Consider the following 23,636-nt stretch of genomic DNA (forward strand, 5'->3'; position numbering starts at 1 on the left):
GATCAGTTACTCCCGGCCTTTTTGGCTTCTTCCGCGGCGCGCTGACGTTTGCGCACTTCCCGAGGATCATTGTAGGCCCGTCCCGGGGTTACCGGTACGTCGACGCCTGCGGGCTCGGCCGGTTTGGCCTGCTCGGACTTGGCCGCCGGCTGCTCGGCCGGCTTGGCGCTCTCGGCCTTGGCGTCGGACTTGGGCTCAGGCGCGGCGGCCGGCTTCGGCTCAGCCTTGGCCTCGGTTTTGGGCTCGGCCTCAGCCTGGGCGGGCTTTGCCTCGGCCTTGGCTTCGGCGGACTTTTGCTCAGCCTTGGCGTCAGCGGCAGCCGCGGGCTTGTCCTGGGCCTTGGGCGATTGCGCCTTGCTTTCAGCCGGCTGCTTGGCGTCCTTGGCTTCGGCGGCCTTGGACTCGGCAGGCTTCGGTTCAGCCTGCTTGGACGCAGCTGGCTTTTGTTCGGCCTGCTTGGGCTCGGCTGGCTTGGACTCGGCTGGCTTTTGCTCGGCCGCTTTCGCCTCGGCGGGCTTCTGGTCCGCCGGCTTCTTGTCGGCAGCTTCAGACGCGGGCTTGCCGGTCTCGGCTTTGGTCTCGGTCTTGGACTCAGCCGGCTTGGCCTTGGCCTCCGGAGCCTGTTCGGCCTTGGCTTTCGGCGCCTCGTCTGCGCCGGCCTTGGCCGCACCTTCGGACTTGGCCGGGGCGCTGTCATCCGCCTTGGCCTTGGCAGCCTCCTCAGGCTTGACCTGGGGCTTCTGGCTGTCGGCTTTCGCCTCGGCCTTGGCGTCTTGCTTCGGCGCTTCGCTGGCCTGCGCGGACTTGTCGTCCTGGGCCTTGGCGGCCGGAGCCTGGTCCTTCTGCGGCTGGCTGGCTTCCGCCGCCTTCACCTCGGACTTGGCGGCCTCACCGGATTGCTCCGGCTGGGTGTCCTTCTGGTGCTTTTCGCTGCGCACCGCCTTGCGATCGGCCGGGGTAGAGGCCGGCGTTTCGGCCGGTGAGCCGTCGCGGTTGCGCTGGCGACGTGGCTTGCGCGGCTTGTCGCTGCCGCCGCCTTTCTCGCCGGAGCTGCCCTTGTCGCCGCCCGGCTTCTTGGCGGACTGCTGGTCCTTCTGCTCGCGGGTGTCCTTCTGGTCCTTTTGGTCCTTCTGGTCGCGCTGGCCCTGATCGCGCTGCGGCTTGTTGCGGCCCTGGCCGCGGCCACGACCCTGACCGCCCTGGCGACCGTCACCGCCCTTGTTGTCGGCGGTTTTGGTGTCCGCGCCGCGGTTGTCGGTGCCTTTGCTGTCAGCGGCCTTGTCGGCACCCTGACGGTTCTGGTTGCCGCGGTTGCGACCGCGACCACGGTTGTCGTCGCCACGGCCCTGCTGGCCGCCCTGACGGCGATCGTTGCCGCTGCGGTTGCCGCCACTGCGCTGGTCGTCACGGGCGACGCGGGACTTGCGACGGTCCTGGCGGCCCTGGTTGCGGCGATCTTCGCGGGCGGATTTGCCCGTGTCGCGGCTTTCCTCGGTCTGGGCTTCCTCATCGCCGAAGAAGTTGGCGATCTTGCGGCCCAGGCGGCGGAACAGGCCCTCTTCCTGCTCTTCAGCGGGTTCGGCTTTCGCGGCCGGGGTGGGGGCCGGGGCGCTCGGGCGAATGGCTTTCACCGCCGCCTGCTCACGAACCGGACGTTCGGCGGCCGGGGCCTCGAACACTTCCTCTTCACGCACGCTGTACTCCTGGGCCACCTGGTGGCTGGAGATGTGCTCCGGCGTGGTTTCGTCCTGGCGCAGGCGCAGGATTTCAAAGTGCGGGGTCTCCATGTGCGGGACCGGCACCACAACCACGTTCACTTCCTGGCGCGCTTCGATGTCGGCCAGCTGCTTGCGCTTCTCGTTCAGCAGGAAGGTGGCGACGGACACAGGCACCACGGCCCGGACTTCGCCGGTCTTCTCCTTGGAGGATTCCTCGTAGATCAGGCGCATGATGCTCAGCGCCAGGGACTCGATGCCGCGGATGGTGCCCTGGCCTTCACAGCGCGGGCAGACTTCGCTGCGGGTCTCGCCCAGGGATGGACGCAGGCGCTGACGGGACATTTCCAGCAGGCCGAAGCGGGAAATCTTGCCGACCTGGACCCGGGCCCGGTCGATTTCCAGGGCCTCGCGGATCTTCTGCTCGACTTCGCGCTGGTGCTTGGCCGGCGTCATGTCGATGAAGTCGATGACGATCAGGCCACCCATGTCGCGCAGGCGCAGCTGCCGGGCGATTTCCTCGGCCGCTTCCAGGTTGGTCTGGAGCGCGGTCTCCTCGATGTCCTGGCCTTTGGTGGCGCGGGAGGAGTTGATGTCGATGGACACCAGGGCTTCGGTCGGATCGATAACGATGGAGCCGCCAGAGGGCAGTTTCACTTCGCGCTGGAACGCGGTCTCGATCTGGCCTTCGATCTGGTAGCGGCTGAACAGCGGAATCTCGTCCTTGTACAGCTTGATCTTGTTCTCGAAGGTGGGCATGACCGCGCGCACGAAGTTCAGCACGTCTTCGTACACGCCGTTGGCATCGATCAGCACCTCGCCAATGTCCTGGCGCAGGTAGTCGCGCACGGCGCGGATGATGACGTTGCTTTCCTGGTGGATCAGGAAGGGCGCCTTGCGCTCACCGGCGGCCTGGGTGATGGCTTCCCAGAACTGGACCAGGTAGTCGAGGTCCCACTGCAGTTCTTCGGTGGTACGGCCGATGCCGGCGGTGCGCACGATGATGCCCATGGACTTGGGCACCTGCACGTCGCTCATGGCTTCCTTCAGCTGGGCCCGCTCTTCGCCCTCGATGCGACGGGAAATGCCGCCGGCGCGAGAGTTATTGGGCATGAGCACCAGGTAGCGGCCGGCCAGGGAAATGAAGGTGGTCAGGGCTGCGCCCTTGTTGCCACGCTCTTCCTTGTCGACCTGGACAATGACTTCCTGGCCTTCGGAGACCACATCCTTGATGTTGATCTTGCCTTCGATCTGGCCCGGAGACTTCTTGAAGTACTCCTTGGAGATTTCCTTCAGCGGCAGAAAGCCGTGGCGCTCGGCGCCAAAATCCACGAACGCGGCTTCGAGGCTGGGCTCGACCCGGGTAATGCGGCCTTTGTAGATGTTGGCTTTCTTTTGCTCGCGGGAACTGGATTCGATATCAAGGTCGAACAGACGCTGGCCGTCGACCAGTGCAACGCGCAACTCCTCAGGGTGAGTTGCATTGATGAGCATTCTTTTCATGGAAAGAAAGGGTTCCTGTCGATTGATTTTGACAGAAAACCGGAAGGGTTCGCATCAGCGAAGCTGGATGTGCGTGCCGCGGGGCTCTTTCACGTCAAGAGCAGGCCGGCGGCCAGACAAATCAGACCCTTATGGGGTGCGATTCTGTCTCTGTGAGACCACCGACGGCCCGACTGCCTGTAAGCAGCGAGAGGTCGTGTAAGGTTCGTGTCTGTTGACGCATATAATCCGTTTTCAGGTTCACTCAGGTGCCTGGGTCTCACGTCGTATTCGTAAGCTGGACGGCCCGGCCCTGTGTGGCAATGATTCTTCGCGATGTCGCCCGTCGGTTTTCCGCACGGTTTTTCCTCTCCTCCCGGGGCAGGTCATCAGCCGTCATCGGTCTGTCCTGTCTCTCCGGGAGCACTTCCTCCGCCGTTCCCCGATAGTGATTGGGCGCACGGCGTTCAAACTCTCGAATAGTGTCGGTATACTTCTGCCGCTCCGGCTTCTGACTGGAGTTGGTCAGGCCGTAGACAAACGGCAGAGCACGCCGGAATATAACAGTATTCCGTTGGCCGTTCAATGCTGCACTTATCCGTCATTAAGGAAGTTCATGTCCCGCAAGTCTGCGACCAGAAAATCCCCCGCGAAACGCCCGGGCAAAGCGGCGCCGGCGCATCCCCCCAAAACTCCGTCCAAGCCCAGGCCCAGCGGGCCCAGCGAGGTGCGCACCGGGGTCCAGTGGGTCACCGTGGATGAGGACAACGCCGGCCAGCGGGTCGACAACTTTCTACTCGCCCAATTGCGGGGCGTGCCCAAGAGCATCATCTACCGGGTGGTGCGCAAGGGCGAGGTCCGGGTCAATAAGGGGCGGGTCAAACCCGACACCCGGCTGAATGCAGGCGACCAGGTCCGCATTCCGCCCATGACCCAGAAGGAAAAGCCGGCCCAGGTCGAGCCCGGCACCCGGGTCCAGGGGGTAATGGAAGCCGCCGTGCTGTTCGAGAACGATCAGATGCTGGTGGTGAACAAGCCCTCGGGCATTGCCGTCCACGGTGGCAGTGGCCTGAGCTTTGGCTTGATTGAGGTGCTGCGCTCGGCAAGGCCGCAGACCAAGTTCCTCGAGCTGGTGCACCGCCTGGATCGCGACACCTCCGGTCTGGTGATGGTGGCCAAGAAGCGCTCGGCGCTGCGGTTCCTGCAGGACGAGCTGCGCCACAAACGCATTCGCAAGCATTACCACGCCCTGGTAGCGGGACATTGGCCGGCGGTCGTGGATCGGGTCGAGCAGCCGCTGCTGCGCTACGAGATGCCGAACGGCGAGCGCCGGGTGCGGGTGGACGAGGCCGGCAAGGCGTCGCTGACGCTGTTTCGCTGTATCGCCCGCTATCAGGGCTACAGTCTGGTCGAGGCCTCCCCGGTCACCGGTCGCACCCACCAGATCCGCGTCCACAGCGCCTGGGAGGGTCATCCGATTGCCGGTGACGACAAGTATATGGATGATGTGAGCCTGAAGGCGTTCCGCGCCATCGGCGGTCAGCGGCTGATGCTCCATGCCCGCGCGCTCGAGTTCACCTTGCCGGGGTCCGGCGAGGCCATGCGCCTGGAGGCGCCCTACGACGATGCATTCACCAACGCGCTGGCAATTCTCGAGGCGCGGAGCAGGAATCAGTAAATGAAGGTCAAGGTAGTCATTTTCGATTGGGACGGGACCCTGGTGGATTCCGTCGAGCACATTGCCGAAAGCCTGCATCAGGCCGCCACCGAGCTGGGTTTTCCGGCGCGGGAGCGCGAGGCCTATCGCGACATCATTGGCCTGGGCATGGTCGAGGCCCTGGAAAAGCTCTACCCGGGCATCAGTCGGGACGAGATGAACCGTATCCGCGAGGGTTATGGCCGCTATTTCTTCAAGAAGGTGACCACGCCCCAGAACGTGTTTGCAGGCATGGCCGACGTGGTTGCGGATATTCGCGGGTCGGGTCGGGGCTGCTCGGTGGCCACCGGCAAGAGTCGTCGGGGGCTGGATCTGGCTCTGGTCTCCAGCGGCCTGGGTGAGCATTTCGACATTACCCGCTGCGCCGACGAAACCCGCTCCAAGCCCGATCCGACCATGCTGGAGGAGATTGTCCGCTTCTACGGCATCGACCCGTCCGAGGCGGTGATGATTGGCGATACCCGCTATGATCTCGACATGGCCCAGCGGCTCGGCATGCCCTCCATCGGAGTCGAGTGGGGAGTGCACAAGCGCGACGTGCTGGGCGAATACGCTCCGCATGCCATTGTTGATACGGTTTCCGATCTGCGCCGGGTGTTGGGCCTCTGACCCTTGGCCACACGACCACTATTGCTGACAGGATGGATGCATGACCGACTGGGATTCTGACAAGACCGCCGAGTGGGGCGACAAACCGGTACCAAAGGCTGAGGGTGAGTCCACCCGGGCCGGTCGCAAGGGGCCAAGTCTACCGCCGGAGACCGGTCGGGACTGGAAGCTGATCGAGAAGCTGGTCATGTCCCTGCAGGCGGAGCAGCGTCGCAGCCGGCGCTGGGGCATCTTCTTCAAGTTCCTGACCTTCGCCTATCTGTTCGCCATATTGTTCATGTTCAAGTTTCCCCTGGGTGACACCCTCGATACCGCGACCGGCAAGCACACGGCCCTGGTTGAGGTGAACGGTCCCATTGCCGCGGACGAACTGGCCAGCGCCGACAACATTGTCGGAGCCCTGCGCACGGCGTTTGAAGAGGAAAGTGCGGTGGCGGTGTTGGTGCGGATCAACAGCCCGGGCGGCAGCCCGGTGCAGTCCGGCTACATCTATGACGAGATCAAGCGCCTGCGGCAGGAGTACCCGGAGAAGAAACTGTACGCGGTGATTTCTGACGTCGGTGCATCCGGTGCCTACTACATTGCCTCGGCCGCCGATGAAATCTATGCCAATCGGGCCAGTCTGGTGGGTTCGATCGGTGTTGTGGCCGGCGGATTCGGCTTTACCGAGGTCATGGAGAAGATCGGTGTCGAGCGCCGGCTGTACACCGCGGGCGACAACAAGGCGTTCCTGGATCCGTTCTCGCCCGAGCAGGATGAGGAAGTGGTCTTCTGGCAGGGCGTGCTCAAAAACACCCACCAGCAGTTCATCGAGGCGGTGAAAGCCGGTCGGGGCGAGCGGCTGGCCGATGACGAGCGCCTGTTCAGTGGTTTGGTCTGGAGTGGCGAGCAGGCCGTTGAGCTGGGCCTGGTGGACGGCCTCGGCAGTTCCTCGTATGTGGCGCGCCAGATCGTCGGTCAGGAAAAGCTCGTGGATTACAGTCGTCGCAAGTCGCCGCTGCAGGACCTGGTCGATCAGTTGGGCGTAGCCTTCGGCGAAGGCTTTGCCGCCCAGTTGCTGGATAGCCGGCTGGAACTGCGCTAGCCGGGACGCCGGCTGGTTGCCGTCAGGGGGCCAGCAGCGGGTTGCGGCCCCAGTGGCGCAGCATGTCGGTGAGTGCGATCAGCGGCAGGCCGACCAGGCTGTTGGGGTCACGACCTTTCAGGCCGCTGAACAGGGTGATGCCCAGTCCTTCCATCTTGAAGCTGCCGGCGCAGTCGTAGGGTTGCTCGCGGCGCAGGTAAGCTTCGATCTCCCGGGTCTCCAGATCCCGGAATCGCACCGAGAACGGCTCGCAGTGATGTTGGGTCCGACCGCTGTCGGCGTCCAGCAGGGTCAGTCCGGTCAGGAACAGCACTGCATGGCCGCTGCTCTGCTGCAGCTGGTGCACCGCCTGCTCGTGGTTGCCGGGTTTGTGCAGCAATGTGCCGTCGGGCAGGCAGGCGACCTGATCGGAACCGATGATCCAGTGTCCCGGGTATTGCGTCGCCAGGGCCTGGGCCTTGCTGCCGGCCAGGCGCAGGGCCAGCGCTTCGGCGCTTTCGTCCGGCTGCGGGGTCTCGTCGATGTCCGGGCTGGCGGTGGTGAATGGCAGTCCCAGGCGCTCCAGGAGCTCCCGCCGATAGGGCGAGGAGGAGGCCAGTAGTAGCGGCGTTTGAGTCATTGCGGCGTCCTGTGCGTGTGCGTTCGGGATGGCCACGGTGGATGTTCCCGGTCAGGCGTTATCGTAAAATACCTCTATCTGCGGCGGAACCCCTGGTGAAAACGCCACGAAGTCTTTGACACCAGAGGGCCGCGCCCCTAAAATTGCGCGCCTATGTCAAAAGCGTCACACGCCGAGTTGCCCAAGTCTGTCGATCCATACCGGTTGGCGGAACAGAACAGTACGCTGGAGGGTGAGATTCCCCTTGGCGCGCTGAGTCGTTTCCGGGAGGCGGTTCTGGGTGTCGACGAGCAGGCGGTGTGTCGGGTCAGGCTGTCGTTTTACCAGGATGCCCAGCGTCGCCGCATCGTTTCGGGTGAACTGGAAGCCACGGTGGATCTGGAATGCCAGCGCTGCATGGGTGCCATGCAGACGGTCTTGAATTCCGAATTTACCCTGGGTCTGGTGACCAGCGACGAGCAGGCACAGAATCTTCCGAAAGAGCTGGAGCCGTTCCTGACGGACGATTTCAGCGCGGACCTCTGGTCCTTGGTCGAAGACGAGTTGTTGCTGGTGCTGCCGGCCTTCCCGTTGCACGAGCGGGCCGAATGTCCGGCACGGGAAGACCTCGAGGCCTACGAGCCCGACGGCGAACCTGAGCAGCCGGACGAGCCGCAAAAAGAGAACCCGTTCAGCGTGCTGGCGGATCTCAAGAAGACGAAACATTAAGCAGGTGCGGGCTCCGCTGGGAGTCGGCGCAGTACATCGAACACACGTTTATTCACGTTAACAGGTCAGGAGCATAATCATGGCTGTACAGCAAAACCGTAAGACCCGTTCCAAGCGTGGCATGCGCCGTTCACACGACGCGCTGAGTGCCGCCGCTCTGTCCACCGATCCGACCACCGGTGAAGTTCATCGTCGTCACCACGTGTCTCCGGATGGCTTCTACCGCGGCAAGCAGGTCGTAGAAGCACGCGACGAGTAATTCGTAGCTAGAAGGCGCCGCCCTGTGTCAGATGGAGAAACGGTGAAGCCGGTCACCATCGCGATTGACGCCATGAGCGGCGACCGCGGCGCGTCCGTAGTGGTTGCTGCGGCGCTGGACGCGGTACGCGAAAACGAAGCCTTGAGTCTTGTTCTGGTGGGAATTCGGAGTGAGCTCGAGGCTTTGTTGCGTGATGGGCATGCCCGGATTCGCATCGTCGAAGCGGCGGATGTGGTGCGCATGAACGAGCGCCCGTCCCATGCCCTGAGGCACAAGAAGAATTCCTCCATGGCCATTGCCCTCAGCCTGGTCCGTGACGGTGAGGCGCAGGGTTGCGTCAGTGCCGGCAACACCGGAGCGTTGATGGCCTTTGGCCGGTCCATCATCCGGATGTACCCGGGCATCGAGCGGCCGGCCATTTCCAAACTGATTCCTTCCCTGCGTGGCCGCTGCCACGTGCTGGATCTCGGTGCCAACGTCGATTCCACCGCAGAAAACCTGTACCAGTATGCCCTGATGGGGTCGCTCATGGCCTCGGCCGTGTCCCGCCAGTCGGACCCGCGGGTGGCGTTGCTGAACGTGGGCGAGGAGGAGATCAAGGGCAATGAGCAGGTGCGGCTGGCGTCCCACATGCTGGCCCAGTGCGACACCCTGAATTACATCGGTTATGTCGAAGGCAGTGACCTGTTCCGGGACGTCGCCGATGTGGTGGTGTGTGACGGTTTCGTCGGCAACATCGCCCTGAAAACCGGTGAGGGCGTCGCCGGCCTGCTGATCGAGCTGATGGAGCAGTCCTTTACCCGTACCCTCTATGGCAAATTCGTTGGCCTGCTGGCTCGGCCTATCATCGGCCGCCTGCTGCGTTTGATGGATCCGTCTCGCCACAATGGCGCCAGCCTGCTGGGCCTGCAGGGGGTGGTGATCAAAAGTCACGGCAACGCCAACGAGCGGGCGATGCTGGCGGCCATCCGTCAGGCCGTGCGCGAGGTCGAGCTGGAAGTGCCGCGACGCATCAATGAGCGCCTAGACGATCTGATGCTCTGACCGACCGCGACTAAAGTCTGTCGGGTACTGGCCGTGTATTCCGGGGAAAATCGCCTACCTTGTACTATTGGCTAATCTCCCGTAACCCTCCAATGACGTTAAGATCCCGCTTATGAAATCAGCCTTTATTTTTCCCGGTCAAGGATCCCAGTCTGTTGGCATGCTCTCCGCAGCAGCCGAAGCCTGGCCCATCATTAGCGAAACCTTCGCCGAGGCCTCCGAGGCGCTCGGTTACGACCTCTGGCACCTGTGCCAGAAGGGCCCGGCGGAGGAACTGAATCAAACCATGGTTACCCAGCCGGCTCTGCTGACAGCCAGTGTGGCCCTCTGGCGTCAGTGGTTCGTGGCCGGTGGCCACAAGCCTGCATTCGTCGCCGGTCACAGCCTGGGTGAGTACAGTGCCCTGGTGGCGGCGGAAAGCCTCGACTTCGTCGACGCGGTCCAACTGGTGCGCCTGCGCGGCGAACTGATGCAGGATGCCGTGCCTGCCGGTGAAGGCAAGATGGCGGCCATTCTCGGCCTCGACGACGGCGATGTGGTCGCCGCCTGCGAGGCTGCGGCCCAGGGCGATGTCGTGGCTGCGGTCAACTTCAACGCGCCGGGTCAGGTGGTGATTGCCGGTTCCGCCGCGGCGGTGGAGCGTGCCATCGAAGCCTGCAAAGAGAAGGGCGCGCGCAAGGCCATGCCGCTGCCGGTCAGTGTGCCGTCGCACTGTGCGTTGATGAGAGGCGCCGCAGAAAAGCTGGCGGAAGCGCTGGAAGACGTGCGCTTTAATGACGCTGTCATACCGGTTATACAAAATGTTAACGCCGGTGCCGAAACGGATTCCGATACACTCAAGGCCAATTTGCTGAAGCAGCTCTATTCGCCGGTACTGTGGACGGATTCGGTACGTACACTGGTCAGCAGCGGCGTCGAGGTTGCCGTTGAATGCGGCACCGGCAAGGTGCTCGCTGGCTTGATCAAACGCATTGAACGTGGCCTGCCGGTGCACAGCATCGAGGATCCGGATTCATTGGCGAAAGCGCTGGACGCATTCGATCAGTCCTAACGAAAGGGAGTTTTTCATGTCTCTGGAAGGCAAAACCGCACTGGTGACCGGTGCGACGCGCGGTATCGGCAAGGCCATCGCCCGGGTACTGGGCGAGCAGGGCGCCGAAGTGGTGGGCACAGCCACCAGTCCCGAGGGTGCCGAAACCATCTCCAACGATCTGAAGGCCGCCGGCCTGAAGGGCTACGGCATCGTGATGAACGTTGCCGACCCAGGCAGCATCGATGCCGGCCTGAAGGCCATCACCGAGAAATCCGGTGCGCCCCACATCCTGGTCAACAACGCCGGGATCACCCGCGACAACCTGCTGATGCGCATGAAGGACGACGACTGGGCGTCGGTTCTGGAAACCAACCTGTCCAGCGTCTACCGCACCAGCAAGGCGGTGCTGCGTGGCATGGCCAAGGCGCGCTGGGGTCGGATCATCAACATCAGTTCCGTGGTGGCTGGCATGGGTAACCCGGGCCAGGGCAACTACTGCGCCGCCAAGGCCGGGGTAGAAGGCTTCACCCGCAGCCTGGCGAAAGAGATGTCGAACCGTGGCATTACCGCCAACTGTGTGGCGCCCGGGTTTATTGACACTGATATGACAAAAAAACTGGACGACAAGCAGCGTGGGGCTATGCTGGAAATCATACCCGCTGGTCGTCTGGGTGAGCCGGAGGAAGTCGCAGCCGTGGTTGCCTTCCTGGCTTCAGATGCAGCCGGTTACGTGAGCGGCGAGACCATTCACGTGAACGGCGGAATGTACATGGGCTAGGCGACAGCGGTTGCTCGATTGCAACCCCTTGTCGCACAACATGTTTAACCGAATCCCTGCTTGTTTGCGGGTAGGGTTTAATCTAAACTGGCAGCACTTGAGTTGCTTGGACGATACACAAAGTGAGGACATTATGAGTACAGTTGAAGAGCGCGTGAAGAAGATTGTTTGTGAACAGCTGGGCGTTAAGGAGTCCGAAGTTCAGAACACTTCTTCTTTTGTAGAGGATCTTGGCGCTGACTCACTGGACACCGTTGAGCTGGTCATGGCACTGGAAGAGGAATTCGAAACCGAGATTCCCGATGAAGAAGCCGAGAAGCTGGCCAGTGTTCAGGACGCGATCGACTACATTGTCGCGCACACCTGATACTCTGCAGTCGTAAAAGCCAGGCAAGAAGCCGTCCTTGATATCATACGAAGGACGGCTTTTTTATTGGCTGACATTCCGGTTTTAACGGCGCTGTGGCGCACCAGAAACGTTTCAGGTGAATGAGGATATGAGCAAACGACGGGTTGTCATCACGGGCATGGGCATGTTGTCGCCGCTGGGCAACGACGTGCAGAGTTCCTGGGAGGGCGTCCAGTCCGGGCGTAGTGGCATTGGCATGATTGAGCGCTTTGACGCTTCCGGCTATTCCACCCGCATCGGCGGCGCGATCAAGAATCTGGATCTTGAGCCCTGGTTGTCTAGCAAGGAAGCCAGAAAGCTCGACGCCTTTATTCATTACGGCCTGATTGCCGCCCAGCAGGCGGTCGACGACAGTGGTCTGGCCGACTACGACGGCCTCGACAAGGACCGCGCCGGTATCGCCATCGGTTCCGGAATCGGCGGCCTGGAGTACATTGAAAAGAACGTGATCACCATGGAGAAGTCGGGCCCGCGCAAGGTGTCTCCGTTCTTCGTGCCCGCGTCGGTGATCAACATGATTTCCGGTAACGCCGCCATCCGCTTTGGCTACCGCGGCCCGAACATCGCGATTGTGACCGCCTGTACCACCGGTACCCACAACATCGGCTACGCCGCCCGGACCATCGCCTACGGCGACGCCGATGTGATGCTGGCAGGCGGCTCGGAAATGGCCACCACCCGCACCGGCATTGCCGCCTTTTCCGCGGCCCGGGCGCTGTCTACGCGCAACGAGGAACCGGAGAAGGCCAGTCGGCCCTGGGATCGTGAGCGTGACGGCTTTGTGCTCAGCGACGGCGCCGGTGTCATGGTGCTGGAAGACCTGGAGCACGCCCGCAAGCGGGGCGCGACCATCTATGGCGAGATCGTTGGCTTCGGTATGAGCGACGACGCCCACCACATTACCGCACCCCCGGAGACCGGCGAGGGCGCGGCCCGTTCGATGAAGAACGCCCTGCGCGACGCCGGTCTGGATCCGGCCCAGGTCGACTACATCAACGCCCACGGCACCTCCACCCAGGTCGGAGACGTGGCCGAGGTGGCGGCGGTGAAGAGCGTGTTTGGTGACCACGCCAGCAAGCTCGCAATGAGCAGCACCAAGTCCATGACCGGCCACCTGCTGGGCGCCGCCGGTGCCGTGGAAGGCATCTTCTCGGTGCTGGCGCTCCGCGATGGCGTGCTGCCCCCGACCATCAATCTGGACAATCCGGACGAGGGCTGTGACCTGGACTTTGTCGCCAACCAGAGCCGGAAGTCGGATGCCCGGGTGGCGCTGTCCAACTCCTTCGGGTTTGGCGGTACCAACGGCACCCTGATCTTCCGTCGCTTCGAGGACTGACCCGGGCCATGCCCCATGTGTTCTGGGCCGACGAGCAGGGGCTGCCCGCGACCGATCGCGGGCTGGCCTACGGCGACGGGCTGTTCGAGACCATCCGGATGCAGGGGCGCCAGGGGCTGTTGCTGTCCCGCCATCTGGCTCGCCTGACCCGGGATGCGGCCCGGCTCGGTATTCCGGTGTCGCGGCGCGACCTGCAATCGGTCTGCGCGCGCGCCGTCGAGCGCTGGCCCCGATCGGACGACGAGGGCTGGGTGCTGAAACTGACCCTCACCCGCGGTGCCGGCGGCCGGGGCTACCGGGCCGACCCGGGTATGACCCCGAACCTCTTGGTGTCTGCCGCGCCGCTGCCACCCATGCCGGACCCGGCCGGAGTGGTGGCCGATTTTTCCCGGGTCCCGCTGACCGTCAATCCGCTGCTGGCCGGCATCAAATCCCTCAACCGCCTGGAGCAGGTCATGGCGGCCCAGGACATCCAGGGCTCCCTGTTTGAAGTCCTGATGTCCAACGCCCGGGGCGAGCTGGTCGAAGGCACGCGTACCAATGTGCTGCTGAAAACCAGTCTCGGCTGGGTCACCCCGCCGGCATCGACCCTGGCTGTGGCCGGGGTGTTGCGGGAGTGGCTGTTGGAGCGGCTACGCGCCCGCGGTGAGCCGGTTCTCGAGCAACCGATCACCATGGCCGATGTGACCGGCCCGGAGTGCCAGGGGCTGTTCCTGCTCAACAGCGTGCTCGGCGTGGTGCCGGTTCGCACCCTGGCCGATCATGATTTGCCTGTCGATACCGGACTTGCGACAATCTTCAACCCTCTGGAACTACTGGAATAAAACCCTTGCTTAAGAAGTTACTGATCGCCTCGGTTTGTGCCGTTGTACTGGTGTCGGCCGGGACTGCCCTCTGGCTGTGGCAGGGGCTGAAAACCCTGGAAATGCCCGTGGTGCTCGATGAGCCGGTGCTGTTCAACGTGCCCAGCGGCACCGCCTTCAGTCAGGTGGCCCGGGACCTGGAGCAGGCGGGGCTGGTGTCCGACAGCCTGTGGTTGCGCCTGTATGGCCGGATCTATCCGGCCCAGGCCAGGATTCAGGCCGGGGAGTACGAATTCACCGGTGGCATGACCGCGCGCGACATGGTGGCGGCCATGGTCGCCGGCGACACCAAGATGTGGTCGGTGCAATTCATCGAGGGCTGGACCTTCCGCGACATGCGCGCCGCCCTGGCTAATACCGAACGTCTGAAGCAGGTGACGGCGGACTGGACCGACGCCGAGATCATGGCGGCGGTAGGCGCCGAGGGTGAACACCCTGAGGGCCGGTTCTTTCCGGACACCTACCTGTTCACCAGCACCGAGTCGGATCTGGACCTGCTCAAGCGCGCCTTCAACACCATGAGCTCGGTGCTGGCCGAGGAGTGGGAGGGCAGGGCGAAGGGCCTGCCCTACGACTCGCCTTACGAAGCACTGATCATGGCCTCCATCGTCGAGCGCGAGACCGGCGCGCCCCACGAGCGCGAGCAGGTGGCCGGGGTGTTTGTGCGCCGGCTGCAGAAAGGCATGCGCCTGCAGACCGATCCCACGGTGATCTACGGCATGGGTGACAAATACCAGGGCCGCATCGGCAGCAAGGACTTGCGCACCCATACTCCCTACAACACCTACCGCATCGACGGGCTGCCGCCGACGCCCATCGCCTTGCCCGGCCGTGAAGCGATTCACGCGACCCTGCACCCGGACGATGGCGAGGCCCTGTACTTCGTAGCCCGGGGTGACGGCACCCACAAATTCTCACGGACCCTGGCCGAGCACCAGAAAGCGGTGCGTGAATATCAGCTCAATCGCCGCAAGGACTACCGGTCCTCTCCGGCCCCGACCAGTGGCAACGGGGATTCCTGATGATCAAGCGTGGTCAGTTCATTACGTTCGAGGGCACCGAAGGGGTTGGCAAATCGACCCAGTTGGCCAACGCCGCGGCCACCCTCGAGGATCTGGGGGTGGATGTGGTGGTGACCCGGGAGCCCGGCGGCACGCCCATGGCCGAGGCCATCCGCGACCTGCTGTTGGCACCCCGGGACGAGCCGGTCAACGACCTCACCGAACTGCTGCTGATGTTTGCGGCCCGGGCCCAACACCTGCACACCCACATCCTGCCAGCGCTGGAGCGCGGCCAGTGGGTGCTGTGCGACCGCTTCACCGATGCCACCTTTGCCTACCAGGGCGGCGGGCGTGGGGTGCCGAGTGAACGCATCGCCCTGCTGGAGACGCTGGTGCAGGGCGAGGTCCGACCGGACCACATCATTCTGCTGGACGCGCCGGTCGAAACCGGTATGAAGCGGGCCCGGCAACGGGGCGAGCTGGATCGCTTCGAGCAGGAAGCCATTTCGTTTTTTCAGCGTATACGGAACACCTATTTGGCCAGGGCGAAAGCCGCGCCGTCGCGCTACAGCGTGGTGGATGCCGCCCGTCCCCTGGACCAGGTCAGCGCCAGCGTGAAGGCGCTGGTGTGCAAGTTTTATTCAGATCTGCTTTAATTGAGTAATATTATCAATTATTAAGGTGCGCTTGCGTCTATGTTAGATGCTCGACTAATGGAGTTGCCGACCACATCCCATCAGCATTGCCATGGGCATCACCAGATTGTGGTGGGAGTGAAGGGCGAGGCAGTCGTAAGCGTCGAAGGCAGGGGATCCCAGCTCAACACATGGAAAGCCTGCCTGGTCCCTACCGGGGCGTGGCACGACTATTGTGGTGATCAGCAGAACCACGTTCTGGTTATCAACCTCAACCCTGCCAGCCCCATGACCTCGTCTCCTTCTCATGCTGACTATGAGCAGATGATGCGGGTCTTCGAAAAGCCGCGCACGATCCACATGGATAGCCAACTGCACGGAATGGTTCAATTCGCAGCAAATGAATTCGACCGTGCCCCCGAGAACGTCACGCTTCATGGACATCTGGCCGCCAGTATTCTGTATTGCATGGCGGATCGGATCGTCGATCGGTCGGTTCACCATCCCAGTCGTCACAGCCTCAATCTCGACGCCATCCAGCGTTACATCATCGCGAATCTCCACCGGAAGATTTCAGTCAAGGAACTGGCGGATGAAGCCTGCCTGGGGGTGAGTCGTTTTTATGAAGTCTTTCGGGATGTCGCTGGTATCACGCCCCACCAATTTCTTCTTCAGATTCGTCTCGATCAGGCGGTTAATCTGCTGGCCTCAACGTCACTCTCTGTCTCGGAAATCAGTTATCGATCAGGTTTTTCGTCGCAGAGCGCCCTGACCAATTCGTTGCGCAAACACAAAGGGATTACACCGGCCAAATTACAGGCCAGGTGAAGAACTCGCGTGAGTGGCTCGTTCTGCGAGCCACCGAGTGCATTTCGAGCGGATACCATCCGACTCATTCAACCGGAGGAGCGTTATGGCTATTGGTGTTTGGATAAGTCTGTTTGCTTACTTTGCGATCATGATCGCCATTGGCGTTTATGCGATGCGCACGTCCACGTCTTCATCGGAAGATTACATGTTGGGTGGGCGATCGCTCAGCCCCAAAGTGGCAGCCCTGTCTGCCGGTGCTTCGGACATGAGTGGTTGGTTGCTGCTGGGACTTCCGGGAGCGCTGTTCGTATCTGGTTTGGGGTCAGCGTGGATCGGTATCGGCCTTTTGGTCGGCGCGTTCTTCAACTGGACTCTGGTCGCCCCCCGGCTGCGCGAACAGACGGTTCACTATGGCAACGCCATCACGATCCCCTCGTTTCTGGCGAACCGATTCCCCAGCCAGGCGCTCTCCCTTCGTACGGTATCGGCCATTGTCATTGTCATATTCTTCGCGGTTTACACAGCATCCGGCCTGGTTGCCGGTGGCAAGCTGTTCGAAAGTGCCTTTGCCGGCATTTTTAACTTTGGCGGCCTCAGTGACTACGCCGTCGGCATCGTGATCACACTGGGTGTCGTGTTGGTGTACACGGTTGTGGGCGGTTTCCTGGCGGTGAGCATGACCGACTTTGTGCAGGGCTGCATCATGATGCTGGCGCTGGTGATCATGCCGACTGTCGTACTCTTTGGCGAAGGCGGTGGCGGGTTCGCCCAGGCATCACAGACGCTCAATGAGGTCGATCCGAATCTACTGTCCTGGACGGAAGGATTGACCATCATCGGTTGGTTGTCCGCCGTTACCTGGGGTCTGGGTTATTTCGGTCAGCCCCATATTATCGTGCGTTTCATGGCAATCCGTACCCTGAAAGACGTGCCGACGGCGCGCAATATCGGCATGAGCTGGATGGCGATCTCGCTCATCGGTGCCGTGTCTCTCGGTATCTTCGGTCGGGCTTACGCGGTTCGCAATGGCCTGGACGTTCAGGATCCGGAAACCATCTTCATCATCCTGTCTGACCTGTTGTTCCATCCGCTGATCACCGGTTTCCTCTATGCGGCACTGTTGGCGGCGGTGATGAGCACCATCTCCAGCCAGCTTCTGGTGTCATCGTCGTCACTCACGGAAGATTTCTACCGCCTGTTCCTGCGCAAGGAAGCGAGTGACCGGGAGTGCGTGAACGTCGGCCGGGGTTGCGTCGTGCTGGTGGGCCTGGTTGCTGCCACCATTGCATCGGACCCCGACTCGCAGGTGTTGGCGCTGGTCAGTAACGCCTGGGCAGGCTTCGGTGCCGCCTTTGGTCCGCTGATTATCCTGTCCCTGATGTGGCCGCGCACCAATGGCGCCGGTGCCATCGCGGGCATGATCGCCGGCGCCGCGACGGTCATGATCTGGATTTCGCTGGGATGGAACGGTGAATTCATGGGTGGTCCAGGGGTCTACGAGATCATTCCAGGATTCATTGCCGCCTGGATTGCGATCATGGTCGTGAGCCTGGCGACAGCCGATGCTGGCGAGTATCAGGCGATCTCGCGATAACGCAGTGAGCACGTTGTGCTCTGATCAGGTAGATGGACAAGGCTCCCGCGGGAGCCTTTTCCGTTCGGTCGAATCGCCCGGGGCACAACGCCTTCTGTTTTTTGGTTTTCGTGAGAAATAGGCTAATTTTAAAAAAATCTTGGTGTTTTGGAGGTTTTTTCAAAAAAAACGTAGGATTTTGCAAGTTTGTGATCCGTAGTAATACTAACGTACGCAGGTCTGAAACTCGGCCGGGAGCGTAGGGAGTCCGTTCCAAAGCCAATAATAACCAACCCAGTTAGCGCACGGGGAGAAAACTGAATGATAGGAAATAGTGTTGGTATCAGCATTACCTTCATCGCCTACATTTTGCTGATGCTCGGCATCGGCTATGTAGCCTGGAAACGTACGTCAAACCTGTCCGATTACATCCTGGGCGGTCGTAGCCTCGGGCCGCTGCCGTCTGCGATCAGTGCCGGCGCTTCGGACATGAGTGGCTGGCTGCTGCTCGGCCTCCCGGGCTACGCCTACGCCGCCGGTTACGAAGCGATCTGGATCGCCGTTGGCCTGCTGGCCGGTACCTGGCTGAACTGGCTGTTTGTGGCCAGCCGTCTGCGGACCTACTCGCAGTCTGCCGGTGACTCGCTGACGCTGCCGTCCTTCTTCGAAAACCGCTTTAACGACACCAGCCGCATCCTGCGCGTGGTGTGTGCCTTCTTTATTCTGCTGTTCTTCCTGTTCTACACCAGCTCCGGTCTGGTTGCAGGCGGCAAGCTGTTTGAAACCGTGTTCGGCCTCGACTACACCGTGGCGGTCATCGTCGGCACCGTTGCCGTTGTTTCCTACACCTTCTTCGGTGGCTTCCTGGCGGTTACCTGGACCGACGTGATCCAGGGCCTGCTGATGTTCGCCGCGCTGCTGCTGGTGCCGATCATGGCCATCAGTGCCGATGGCGGCTGGGGTGCGACCACCGCTGCCATGGAAGCGAAGAACCCCGAGTTCCTCGACGCCTTCACCAGCACCGACGGTACCGCCCTGGGTGTCCTGTCGATCCTGTCCCTGCTGGGTTGGGGGCTGGGTTACTTCGGTCAGCCGCACATCCTGGCCCGTTTCAAGGCCATCCGTAGCGAAGACGACGTACCCAATGCCCGTCGCATTGCCGTAACCTGGAGTGGCCTGGGCCTGCTGGGCGCGCTGCTGTGTGGTTTCGCTGCCATCGGCTACTTCGAGACGCCTCTGGAGGATGGTGAGCGCGCCTTCATGCTGCTGGTGGATGCGCTGTTCCATCCGATCATAGCCGGTATCCTGCTGGCCGCCATCCTGGCCGCGATCATGAGCACCGCCGACTCCCAGCTGCTGGTGTCGTCTTCCGCCCTGGCCGAGGATTTCTACAAGGCGCTGTTCCGCAAGGACGCGTCCCAGGAAGAGCTGGTCTGGGTGGGTCGCTTGGCCGTTGTGGGCATTGCCATCATCGCCTGTATCCTGGGTCTGAACCCGGACAGCAAGGTCCTGGAGCTGGTCTCCTACGCCTGGGCTGGCTTCGGTGCGGCCTTCGGTCCGGCGCTGATCCTGTCGCTGTTCTGGCGTAACATGACCCGCAACGGCGCCATCGCCGGTGTTGTTGTGGGGGGTGCCACCGTGGTGATCTGGGGCAACATGTCCGGCGGCCTGCTGGACCTGTACGAGATCATTCCGGGCTTCATCTTCGCCACCATCGCCATCGTGCTGGTGTCCAAGTTCGGTGACAAGCCGCACGCGGAGATCCTGGCCGGCTTCGACAAGGCCATCAAAGAGCGCTATCACAACCTGCCGTAACCGGCAGGGCCGGACCCGGTGATTGCCGGGTTTCGGCTGGCACTACCGAAAGCCCCCGTCAGCAATGACGGGGGCTTTTTTCTTGCCCGGGTGGCGTGCGGGTCTTATACATAAGTCGAAGCCGTGGTCTTGCGGCTGGCAGTCGTTTCGCCAAACCGCTACCGTGATAAAGACTTGGAACGCGTCCCGAAATAACTATAACCATCTGAGGATTAAGGCTTATGAATACCAAGAGTCTGAGCAGGACTGCCAAGGGTGTGGTCGCTGCCGCCGCCGTTTCGTTCTCCTCCGGCCTCCAGGCCGAAGGCAATTATGTGATGGGTACCGCCACCACCGGTGGCACTTACTACCCGGTTGGCGTGGCCATCTCCACCCTGGTCAAGGTCAAGCTCGAGCCCCAGACCAACATCTCCGTGTCCGCCATCAGCTCCGCCGGTTCCGGCGAGAACCTGAAACTGATGGACGAAGGCCAGATCCAGTTCGGCATCCTGCAGGGCCTGTACGGCGCCTACGCCTGGAATGGCACCGGTCCGGTCCCCAAGGCCTACAAGAACCTGCGCTCGGTTTCCATGCTGTGGCAGAACGTTGAGCACTTCGTGGTGCGTAACAGCGTGGTGGACTCCGGCACCATCTCCGACATGACCAACCTGTACGGCGAAAGCTTCTCCATCGGTGCCCGCAACTCCGGTACCGAAGGCTCTGGCCGCTTCATCCTGGGCAAGGTCGGCGTCGATCTTGAGCAGGTGGACATCGCCTACCTGGGCTACGGTCCCAGTGCCGATGCCATGCAGAACGGCAACATCGACGGCATGAACATTCCGGCGGGCGTGCCGGCCTCGGCCGTGACCCGTGCCTACGCCAACCTGGGCGATGACATCACCACCCTGGACTTCACCGCCGAGCAGTTGGCCAAGGTCAACAGCGACTTCGAGCTGTGGACCCCGTACACCATCCCGGCCGGGACTTACCCGAACCAGGACAAGGACATCAACACCATCGCCCAGCCGAACATCATGGCGGCCCGTGCGGATGTTTCCGAAGAGGATGTGTACCAGATCACCAAGACGATCTATGCCAACCTGCCGTTCCTGAACAACATTCACCCGGCCACCAAGGCCATGGCGCTGGAAAAGGCGATTGCCGGCCTGCCCATGCCGCTGCACCCGGGGGCTGCCCGTTTCTACCGGGAGCAGGGCCTTGAGATCCCCGAGCGACTGATTGCGGAGTAACCGTGGCAGAGCAACCAACGAGCGAACCTCTCTCTGAGGTTCGCGACGAAAGCGCGAGCGAAGCCAGCGAACGCCTCGATCACCGGCTCCTAGGGCCGGTGATTTTTGGTTTGGCCATCGTAACCTCGCTGATCCACCTCTATTTCAACACCGTGTCCACGCTGTCCGAGCTGTGGACCTCGGCGCTGCACTTCGGCCTGTTCGGTCTCATCTGCGCCCTGACCACGCCCATGCTGAAGGCGCGCTCGGTGTCCGGCCAGCGCCTGGTTCTGGGTGTCGATGTGTTCCTCGGGCTGGCGGCCCTGGCCTGTGCCGTCTACCTGATGCTGTTCGAAAATGCGCTCTACGAGCGTGGCGTTAATTTCAGCACTGGGGACTGGATCTTCTCCATCGCTGCGGTGCTGCTGATTCTCGAATTTGCCCGCCGGACCGTGGGCTGGTTTATTCCGGTGCTATGTATCCTGGCGCTGTCCTACGTGGCCTGGTGGGGCCAGTACGTGGACGGCATCTTCAATTTCCCGGGTCTGACCTGGGAGACCGTGCTGTTCCGCTCCTACATTGGCGGCCAGGGCATGCTCGGGTCCATTGCCCGCATTTCCTGGACTTACGTCTTCATGTTCATCCTGTTCGGGGCCTTCCTGGTGAAGTCCGGGGCAGGGGATTTCATCATCGAGCTGGCCCGCTGCGCCGCCGGCCGCTTTGTCGGTGGCCCGGGGTTCGTGGCGGTGTTCTCGTCCGGGCTGATGGGCTCGGTGTCCGGCTCCAGTGTCGCCAACACCGTGTCCACCGGTGTCATCACCATTCCCCTGATGCGCAAGGCCGGTTTCCCGCCGCGCTTTGCCGCCGGGGTCGAGGCCGCGGCCTCCACCGGGGGCCAGCTGATGCCGCCGGTGATGGGGGCCGGGGCCTTCATCATGGCGTCCTACACCCAGGTGTCCTATCTGACCATCATTTCGGTCGCGGCCCTGCCGGCGCTGCTGTATTTCCTGTCGGTGGCCATGTTTGTGCGCATCGAGGCCAAGCGCAGCCATGCCATCAAGCTGGAAGACGACAACACGCCCAGCCTGAAAGAGGTGCTCAAGGACGGCTGGCATTTCCTGCTGCCCTTGGTGGTGCTGGTGGCGGCCCTGGTCTACGGCTTCACGCCCACCTACGCGGCGGGCATCGCCATCCTGTCGGTCATCGTGGCGTCCTGGTTGTCCAAGCACCCGATGGGGCCGAAGGACATCCTGGAGGCCATGGTGATGGGCGCCCGCAACATCACCACCACGGCCATCCTGCTGATCACCGTCGGCCTGATCGTGATGGTGGTGTCGACCACCGGTATTGGTAATACCTTCTCGATCATGATCACCGACTGGGCCGGCGGCAGCCTGTTGATCACCATCGTCCTGGTGGCGCTGGCGTCGCTGATCCTGGGCATGGGTCTGCCGGTGACCGCGGCCTACATCGTACTGGCCACGCTGTCGGCGCCGGCAATCTACAACCTGATCGCCCAGAGCCAGCTGCTGGACATGGTGATGAATGGCAATCTGCCGGAGCAGGCCAAGTCCATCTTCATGCTGGTGGCGCCGGACAAGCTGGAGCTGCTGAATTCGCCCATGGAACGCGCCACCGCCCAGCAATTGCTGGCGTCGGTGCCGGATACCTTCAGCAACCAACTGTTGGAACAGGCGCTGTCGCCGGCGACCCTGTCAATGGCGCTGGTGGCCGCGCACATGGTGATCTTCTGGCTGTCCCAGGACTCCAATGTGACCCCGCCGGTGTGCCTGACCGCCTTTGCCGCCGCTGCCATTGCCGGTACGCCCCAGATGCGCACCGGTTTCACCGCCTGGAAGCTGGCCAAGGGGCTGTACATCGTGCCGCTGCTGTTCGCCTATTCGCCTTTGATTACCGGCGACTTCGACCAGATGCTGCAGGTGTTCTGCTTCGCGCTGTTTGGCATCTACGCCATCGTCGCCGGCCTGGAAGGCTACCTGGAACATCCGCTCAATCCGGTGGTGCGCGTGCTGATGTTCCCCATTGGCGTGCTCATGCTCTGGCCCCACGGGCAGATCCTGTTCGACGTCGCCGGTCTGGTGATCTTCATCATTGCCTTCGTGTGGAGCAGTCGCCAGGGCCGGCGGTTGGCTCGACCGGCCGCTGCCTGACGGAAGCCGCCCATGACCCTGATCGAGGTTCTGGCGCTGCTGGCGCTGGGTGGCATCGCCGGTTTCATCAACGTGCTGTCGGCCGGGGGCTCCATGCTGACCCTGCCGCTGTTGATGTTCCTGGGACTGCCGCCCCAGGTCGCCAACGGCACCAACCGGGTGGCTGTCACGCTCCAGAGTGTGATGGCGGTGGGCAGCTTCTACCGCATGGGCCACGGCAACCTGATGGTGAGCCTGCACCTGGCGGTGCCGGCCACACTCGGTGCGCTGCTGGGGGCCTGGGTGGCCACCTGGGTGCCGGATGCGGTGTTCGAACTGGTGCTGGTGTGCGCCATGATTGGTGCCTCGGTGTTCATGCTGCTGCCGCAGCCGTCCCTGAATACCCGACCCTTGACCACCGACCGGCTGAGTCCGGCCATCTACCTGGCGATGTTCTTCGTGGGCATGTATGGCGGCTTCATTCAGGTCGGGGTGGGGGTGCTGTTCATCGTGGTGCTCTACCACATGCTCAAGATCGACCTGCGCCAGGTGAACGTGCTCAAGGTGTCGATCGTGCTGCCGTTTACCTTCGCCGCGCTGCTGGTGTTCGCCTTTAACGATCAGGTGCGTTGGGGGGTCGGGCTGACCCTGGCCCTGGGCAACGTCACCGGCGCCTTTATCGCGACCCGGGTCAACATGAGCAAGCAGGGCGCGCGCTGGGTCAAGGCCGTCACCCTGGTCATGGTGGTGGCGATTCTCCTGAGACTGATTCTGTACTGATATCCGAC

The 23,636-nt window shown here is 62.4% G+C and carries 21 protein-coding genes; 19 read left to right on the top strand and 2 right to left on the bottom strand.

Features of this window, described 5'->3' with window-relative positions:
* Window positions 1–2: 2 nt before the first annotated feature.
* Window positions 3–3,218: a ribonuclease E gene (gene rne, locus U5822_RS13155; protein ID WP_322856074.1), complete on the bottom strand. Its 3,216-nt coding sequence runs from the start codon at window positions 3,216–3,218 to the stop codon at window positions 3–5.
* Between the two features lie 595 nt (window positions 3,219–3,813).
* On the opposite strand from rne, the gene rluC reads away from it, so the two are divergent.
* The 3 genes from rluC to U5822_RS13170 are packed head-to-tail and all read left to right on the top strand — an operon-like array spanning window position 3,814 to window position 6,607.
* Window positions 3,814–4,875, top strand: a complete 1,062-nt coding sequence (rluC, locus tag U5822_RS13160) for a 23S rRNA pseudouridine(955/2504/2580) synthase RluC (protein WP_322856075.1) — start codon at window positions 3,814–3,816, stop codon at window positions 4,873–4,875.
* Entirely contained in the window at window positions 4,876–5,523 is a 648-nt protein-coding gene (locus U5822_RS13165; protein WP_322856076.1) for an HAD family hydrolase, read from the top strand.
* A gap of 40 nt (window positions 5,524–5,563) precedes the next feature.
* Window positions 5,564–6,607: a S49 family peptidase gene (locus U5822_RS13170; protein ID WP_322856077.1), complete on the top strand. Its 1,044-nt coding sequence runs from the start codon at window positions 5,564–5,566 to the stop codon at window positions 6,605–6,607.
* 22 nt (window positions 6,608–6,629) lie between these two features.
* On the opposite strand, the gene U5822_RS13175 is transcribed toward U5822_RS13170, so the two are convergent.
* The gene (locus tag U5822_RS13175) at window positions 6,630–7,226 is read right to left on the bottom strand and encodes a Maf family protein (RefSeq protein WP_322856078.1); all 597 of its coding nucleotides are present in this window, start codon (window positions 7,224–7,226) and stop codon (window positions 6,630–6,632) included.
* 153 nt (window positions 7,227–7,379) lie between these two features.
* On the opposite strand from U5822_RS13175, the gene U5822_RS13180 reads away from it, so the two are divergent.
* From U5822_RS13180 to U5822_RS13255, 16 genes are all read left to right on the top strand, one after another.
* Complete coding sequence (locus U5822_RS13180; RefSeq protein ID WP_322856079.1) at window positions 7,380–7,934, top strand: YceD family protein; 555 nt, start codon at window positions 7,380–7,382, stop codon at window positions 7,932–7,934.
* A 79-nt stretch (window positions 7,935–8,013) separates the two neighbouring features.
* Window positions 8,014–8,193 (top strand): 50S ribosomal protein L32, encoded by a 180-nt coding sequence (rpmF, locus tag U5822_RS13185; protein WP_322856080.1) that lies wholly within the window; start codon window positions 8,014–8,016, stop codon window positions 8,191–8,193.
* A 42-nt stretch (window positions 8,194–8,235) separates the two neighbouring features.
* Window positions 8,236–9,237, top strand: coding sequence for a phosphate acyltransferase PlsX (gene plsX / locus U5822_RS13190; RefSeq protein WP_375170380.1), 1,002 nt, complete (start codon window positions 8,236–8,238; stop codon window positions 9,235–9,237).
* Window positions 9,238–9,349: 112 nt separating this feature from the next.
* On the top strand, window positions 9,350–10,288 hold the full coding sequence (gene fabD / locus U5822_RS13195; protein WP_322856082.1) for an ACP S-malonyltransferase: 939 nt from the start codon (window positions 9,350–9,352) through the stop codon (window positions 10,286–10,288).
* A gap of 16 nt (window positions 10,289–10,304) precedes the next feature.
* Window positions 10,305–11,048 (top strand): 3-oxoacyl-ACP reductase FabG, encoded by a 744-nt coding sequence (gene fabG / locus U5822_RS13200; protein WP_322856083.1) that lies wholly within the window; start codon window positions 10,305–10,307, stop codon window positions 11,046–11,048.
* A gap of 133 nt (window positions 11,049–11,181) precedes the next feature.
* Window positions 11,182–11,415 (top strand): acyl carrier protein, encoded by a 234-nt coding sequence (gene acpP, locus U5822_RS13205; protein ID WP_007154069.1) that lies wholly within the window; start codon window positions 11,182–11,184, stop codon window positions 11,413–11,415.
* Window positions 11,416–11,545: 130 nt separating this feature from the next.
* A complete protein-coding gene (fabF, locus tag U5822_RS13210; protein ID WP_322856084.1) occupies window positions 11,546–12,793 on the top strand; it encodes a beta-ketoacyl-ACP synthase II in 1,248 nt (415 codons plus the stop codon).
* 8 nt (window positions 12,794–12,801) lie between these two features.
* Window positions 12,802–13,617: an aminotransferase class IV gene (locus U5822_RS13215; protein ID WP_322856085.1), complete on the top strand. Its 816-nt coding sequence runs from the start codon at window positions 12,802–12,804 to the stop codon at window positions 13,615–13,617.
* A gap of 5 nt (window positions 13,618–13,622) precedes the next feature.
* Complete coding sequence (gene mltG / locus U5822_RS13220; RefSeq protein WP_322856086.1) at window positions 13,623–14,678, top strand: endolytic transglycosylase MltG; 1,056 nt, start codon at window positions 13,623–13,625, stop codon at window positions 14,676–14,678.
* Window positions 14,678–15,313 carry a dTMP kinase gene (gene tmk / locus U5822_RS13225; RefSeq protein ID WP_322856087.1) on the top strand — a complete coding sequence of 212 codons (636 nt, stop codon included), beginning with the start codon at window positions 14,678–14,680 and terminating at the stop codon, window positions 15,311–15,313. Before mltG ends, tmk begins: the two co-directional genes overlap by 1 nt.
* A 39-nt stretch (window positions 15,314–15,352) precedes the next feature.
* Window positions 15,353–16,120: an AraC family transcriptional regulator gene (locus U5822_RS13230; protein WP_322856088.1), complete on the top strand. Its 768-nt coding sequence runs from the start codon at window positions 15,353–15,355 to the stop codon at window positions 16,118–16,120.
* Between the two features lie 85 nt (window positions 16,121–16,205).
* The gene (putP, locus tag U5822_RS13235) at window positions 16,206–17,696 is read left to right on the top strand and encodes a sodium/proline symporter PutP (RefSeq protein ID WP_322856089.1); all 1,491 of its coding nucleotides are present in this window, start codon (window positions 16,206–16,208) and stop codon (window positions 17,694–17,696) included.
* A 303-nt stretch (window positions 17,697–17,999) separates the two neighbouring features.
* A complete protein-coding gene (putP, locus tag U5822_RS13240) occupies window positions 18,000–19,490 on the top strand; it encodes a sodium/proline symporter PutP (RefSeq protein WP_425259418.1) in 1,491 nt (496 codons plus the stop codon).
* Window positions 19,491–19,711: 221 nt separating this feature from the next.
* Complete coding sequence (locus U5822_RS13245; RefSeq protein ID WP_322856091.1) at window positions 19,712–20,719, top strand: TAXI family TRAP transporter solute-binding subunit; 1,008 nt, start codon at window positions 19,712–19,714, stop codon at window positions 20,717–20,719.
* A gap of 2 nt (window positions 20,720–20,721) precedes the next feature.
* Complete coding sequence (locus U5822_RS13250; RefSeq protein WP_322856092.1) at window positions 20,722–22,869, top strand: TRAP transporter permease; 2,148 nt, start codon at window positions 20,722–20,724, stop codon at window positions 22,867–22,869.
* 12 nt (window positions 22,870–22,881) lie between these two features.
* Complete coding sequence (locus tag U5822_RS13255) at window positions 22,882–23,628, top strand: sulfite exporter TauE/SafE family protein (protein WP_322856093.1); 747 nt, start codon at window positions 22,882–22,884, stop codon at window positions 23,626–23,628.
* Window positions 23,629–23,636 lie beyond the last annotated feature (8 nt).

The organism is Marinobacter qingdaonensis (assembly GCF_034555935.1).
GTDB lineage: Bacteria > Pseudomonadota > Gammaproteobacteria > Pseudomonadales > Oleiphilaceae > Marinobacter > Marinobacter qingdaonensis.

What these genes read in the sequence shown, in the direction of transcription:
- fabG (WP_322856083.1), top strand. Translation starts at nt 10,305, where the DNA reads ATGTCTCTGGAAGGCAAAACCGCACTGGTGACCGGTGCGACGCGCGGT.
- putP (WP_322856089.1), top strand. Translation starts at nt 16,206, where the DNA reads ATGGCTATTGGTGTTTGGATAAGTCTGTTTGCTTACTTTGCGATCATG.
- U5822_RS13230 (WP_322856088.1), top strand. Translation starts at nt 15,353, where the DNA reads ATGTTAGATGCTCGACTAATGGAGTTGCCGACCACATCCCATCAGCAT.
- U5822_RS13245 (WP_322856091.1), top strand. Translation starts at nt 19,712, where the DNA reads ATGAATACCAAGAGTCTGAGCAGGACTGCCAAGGGTGTGGTCGCTGCC.
- rne (WP_322856074.1), bottom strand. Translation starts at nt 3,218, where the DNA reads ATGAAAAGAATGCTCATCAATGCAACTCACCCTGAGGAGTTGCGCGTT.
- fabD (WP_322856082.1), top strand. Translation starts at nt 9,350, where the DNA reads ATGAAATCAGCCTTTATTTTTCCCGGTCAAGGATCCCAGTCTGTTGGC.
- U5822_RS13170 (WP_322856077.1), top strand. Translation starts at nt 5,564, where the DNA reads ATGACCGACTGGGATTCTGACAAGACCGCCGAGTGGGGCGACAAACCG.
- U5822_RS13215 (WP_322856085.1), top strand. Translation starts at nt 12,802, where the DNA reads ATGCCCCATGTGTTCTGGGCCGACGAGCAGGGGCTGCCCGCGACCGAT.
- acpP (WP_007154069.1), top strand. Translation starts at nt 11,182, where the DNA reads ATGAGTACAGTTGAAGAGCGCGTGAAGAAGATTGTTTGTGAACAGCTG.
- U5822_RS13180 (WP_322856079.1), top strand. Translation starts at nt 7,380, where the DNA reads ATGTCAAAAGCGTCACACGCCGAGTTGCCCAAGTCTGTCGATCCATAC.
- U5822_RS13165 (WP_322856076.1), top strand. Translation starts at nt 4,876, where the DNA reads ATGAAGGTCAAGGTAGTCATTTTCGATTGGGACGGGACCCTGGTGGAT.
- fabF (WP_322856084.1), top strand. Translation starts at nt 11,546, where the DNA reads ATGAGCAAACGACGGGTTGTCATCACGGGCATGGGCATGTTGTCGCCG.
- rluC (WP_322856075.1), top strand. Translation starts at nt 3,814, where the DNA reads ATGTCCCGCAAGTCTGCGACCAGAAAATCCCCCGCGAAACGCCCGGGC.
- U5822_RS13175 (WP_322856078.1), bottom strand. Translation starts at nt 7,226, where the DNA reads ATGACTCAAACGCCGCTACTACTGGCCTCCTCCTCGCCCTATCGGCGG.
- tmk (WP_322856087.1), top strand. Translation starts at nt 14,678, where the DNA reads ATGATCAAGCGTGGTCAGTTCATTACGTTCGAGGGCACCGAAGGGGTT.
- U5822_RS13255 (WP_322856093.1), top strand. Translation starts at nt 22,882, where the DNA reads ATGACCCTGATCGAGGTTCTGGCGCTGCTGGCGCTGGGTGGCATCGCC.
- rpmF (WP_322856080.1), top strand. Translation starts at nt 8,014, where the DNA reads ATGGCTGTACAGCAAAACCGTAAGACCCGTTCCAAGCGTGGCATGCGC.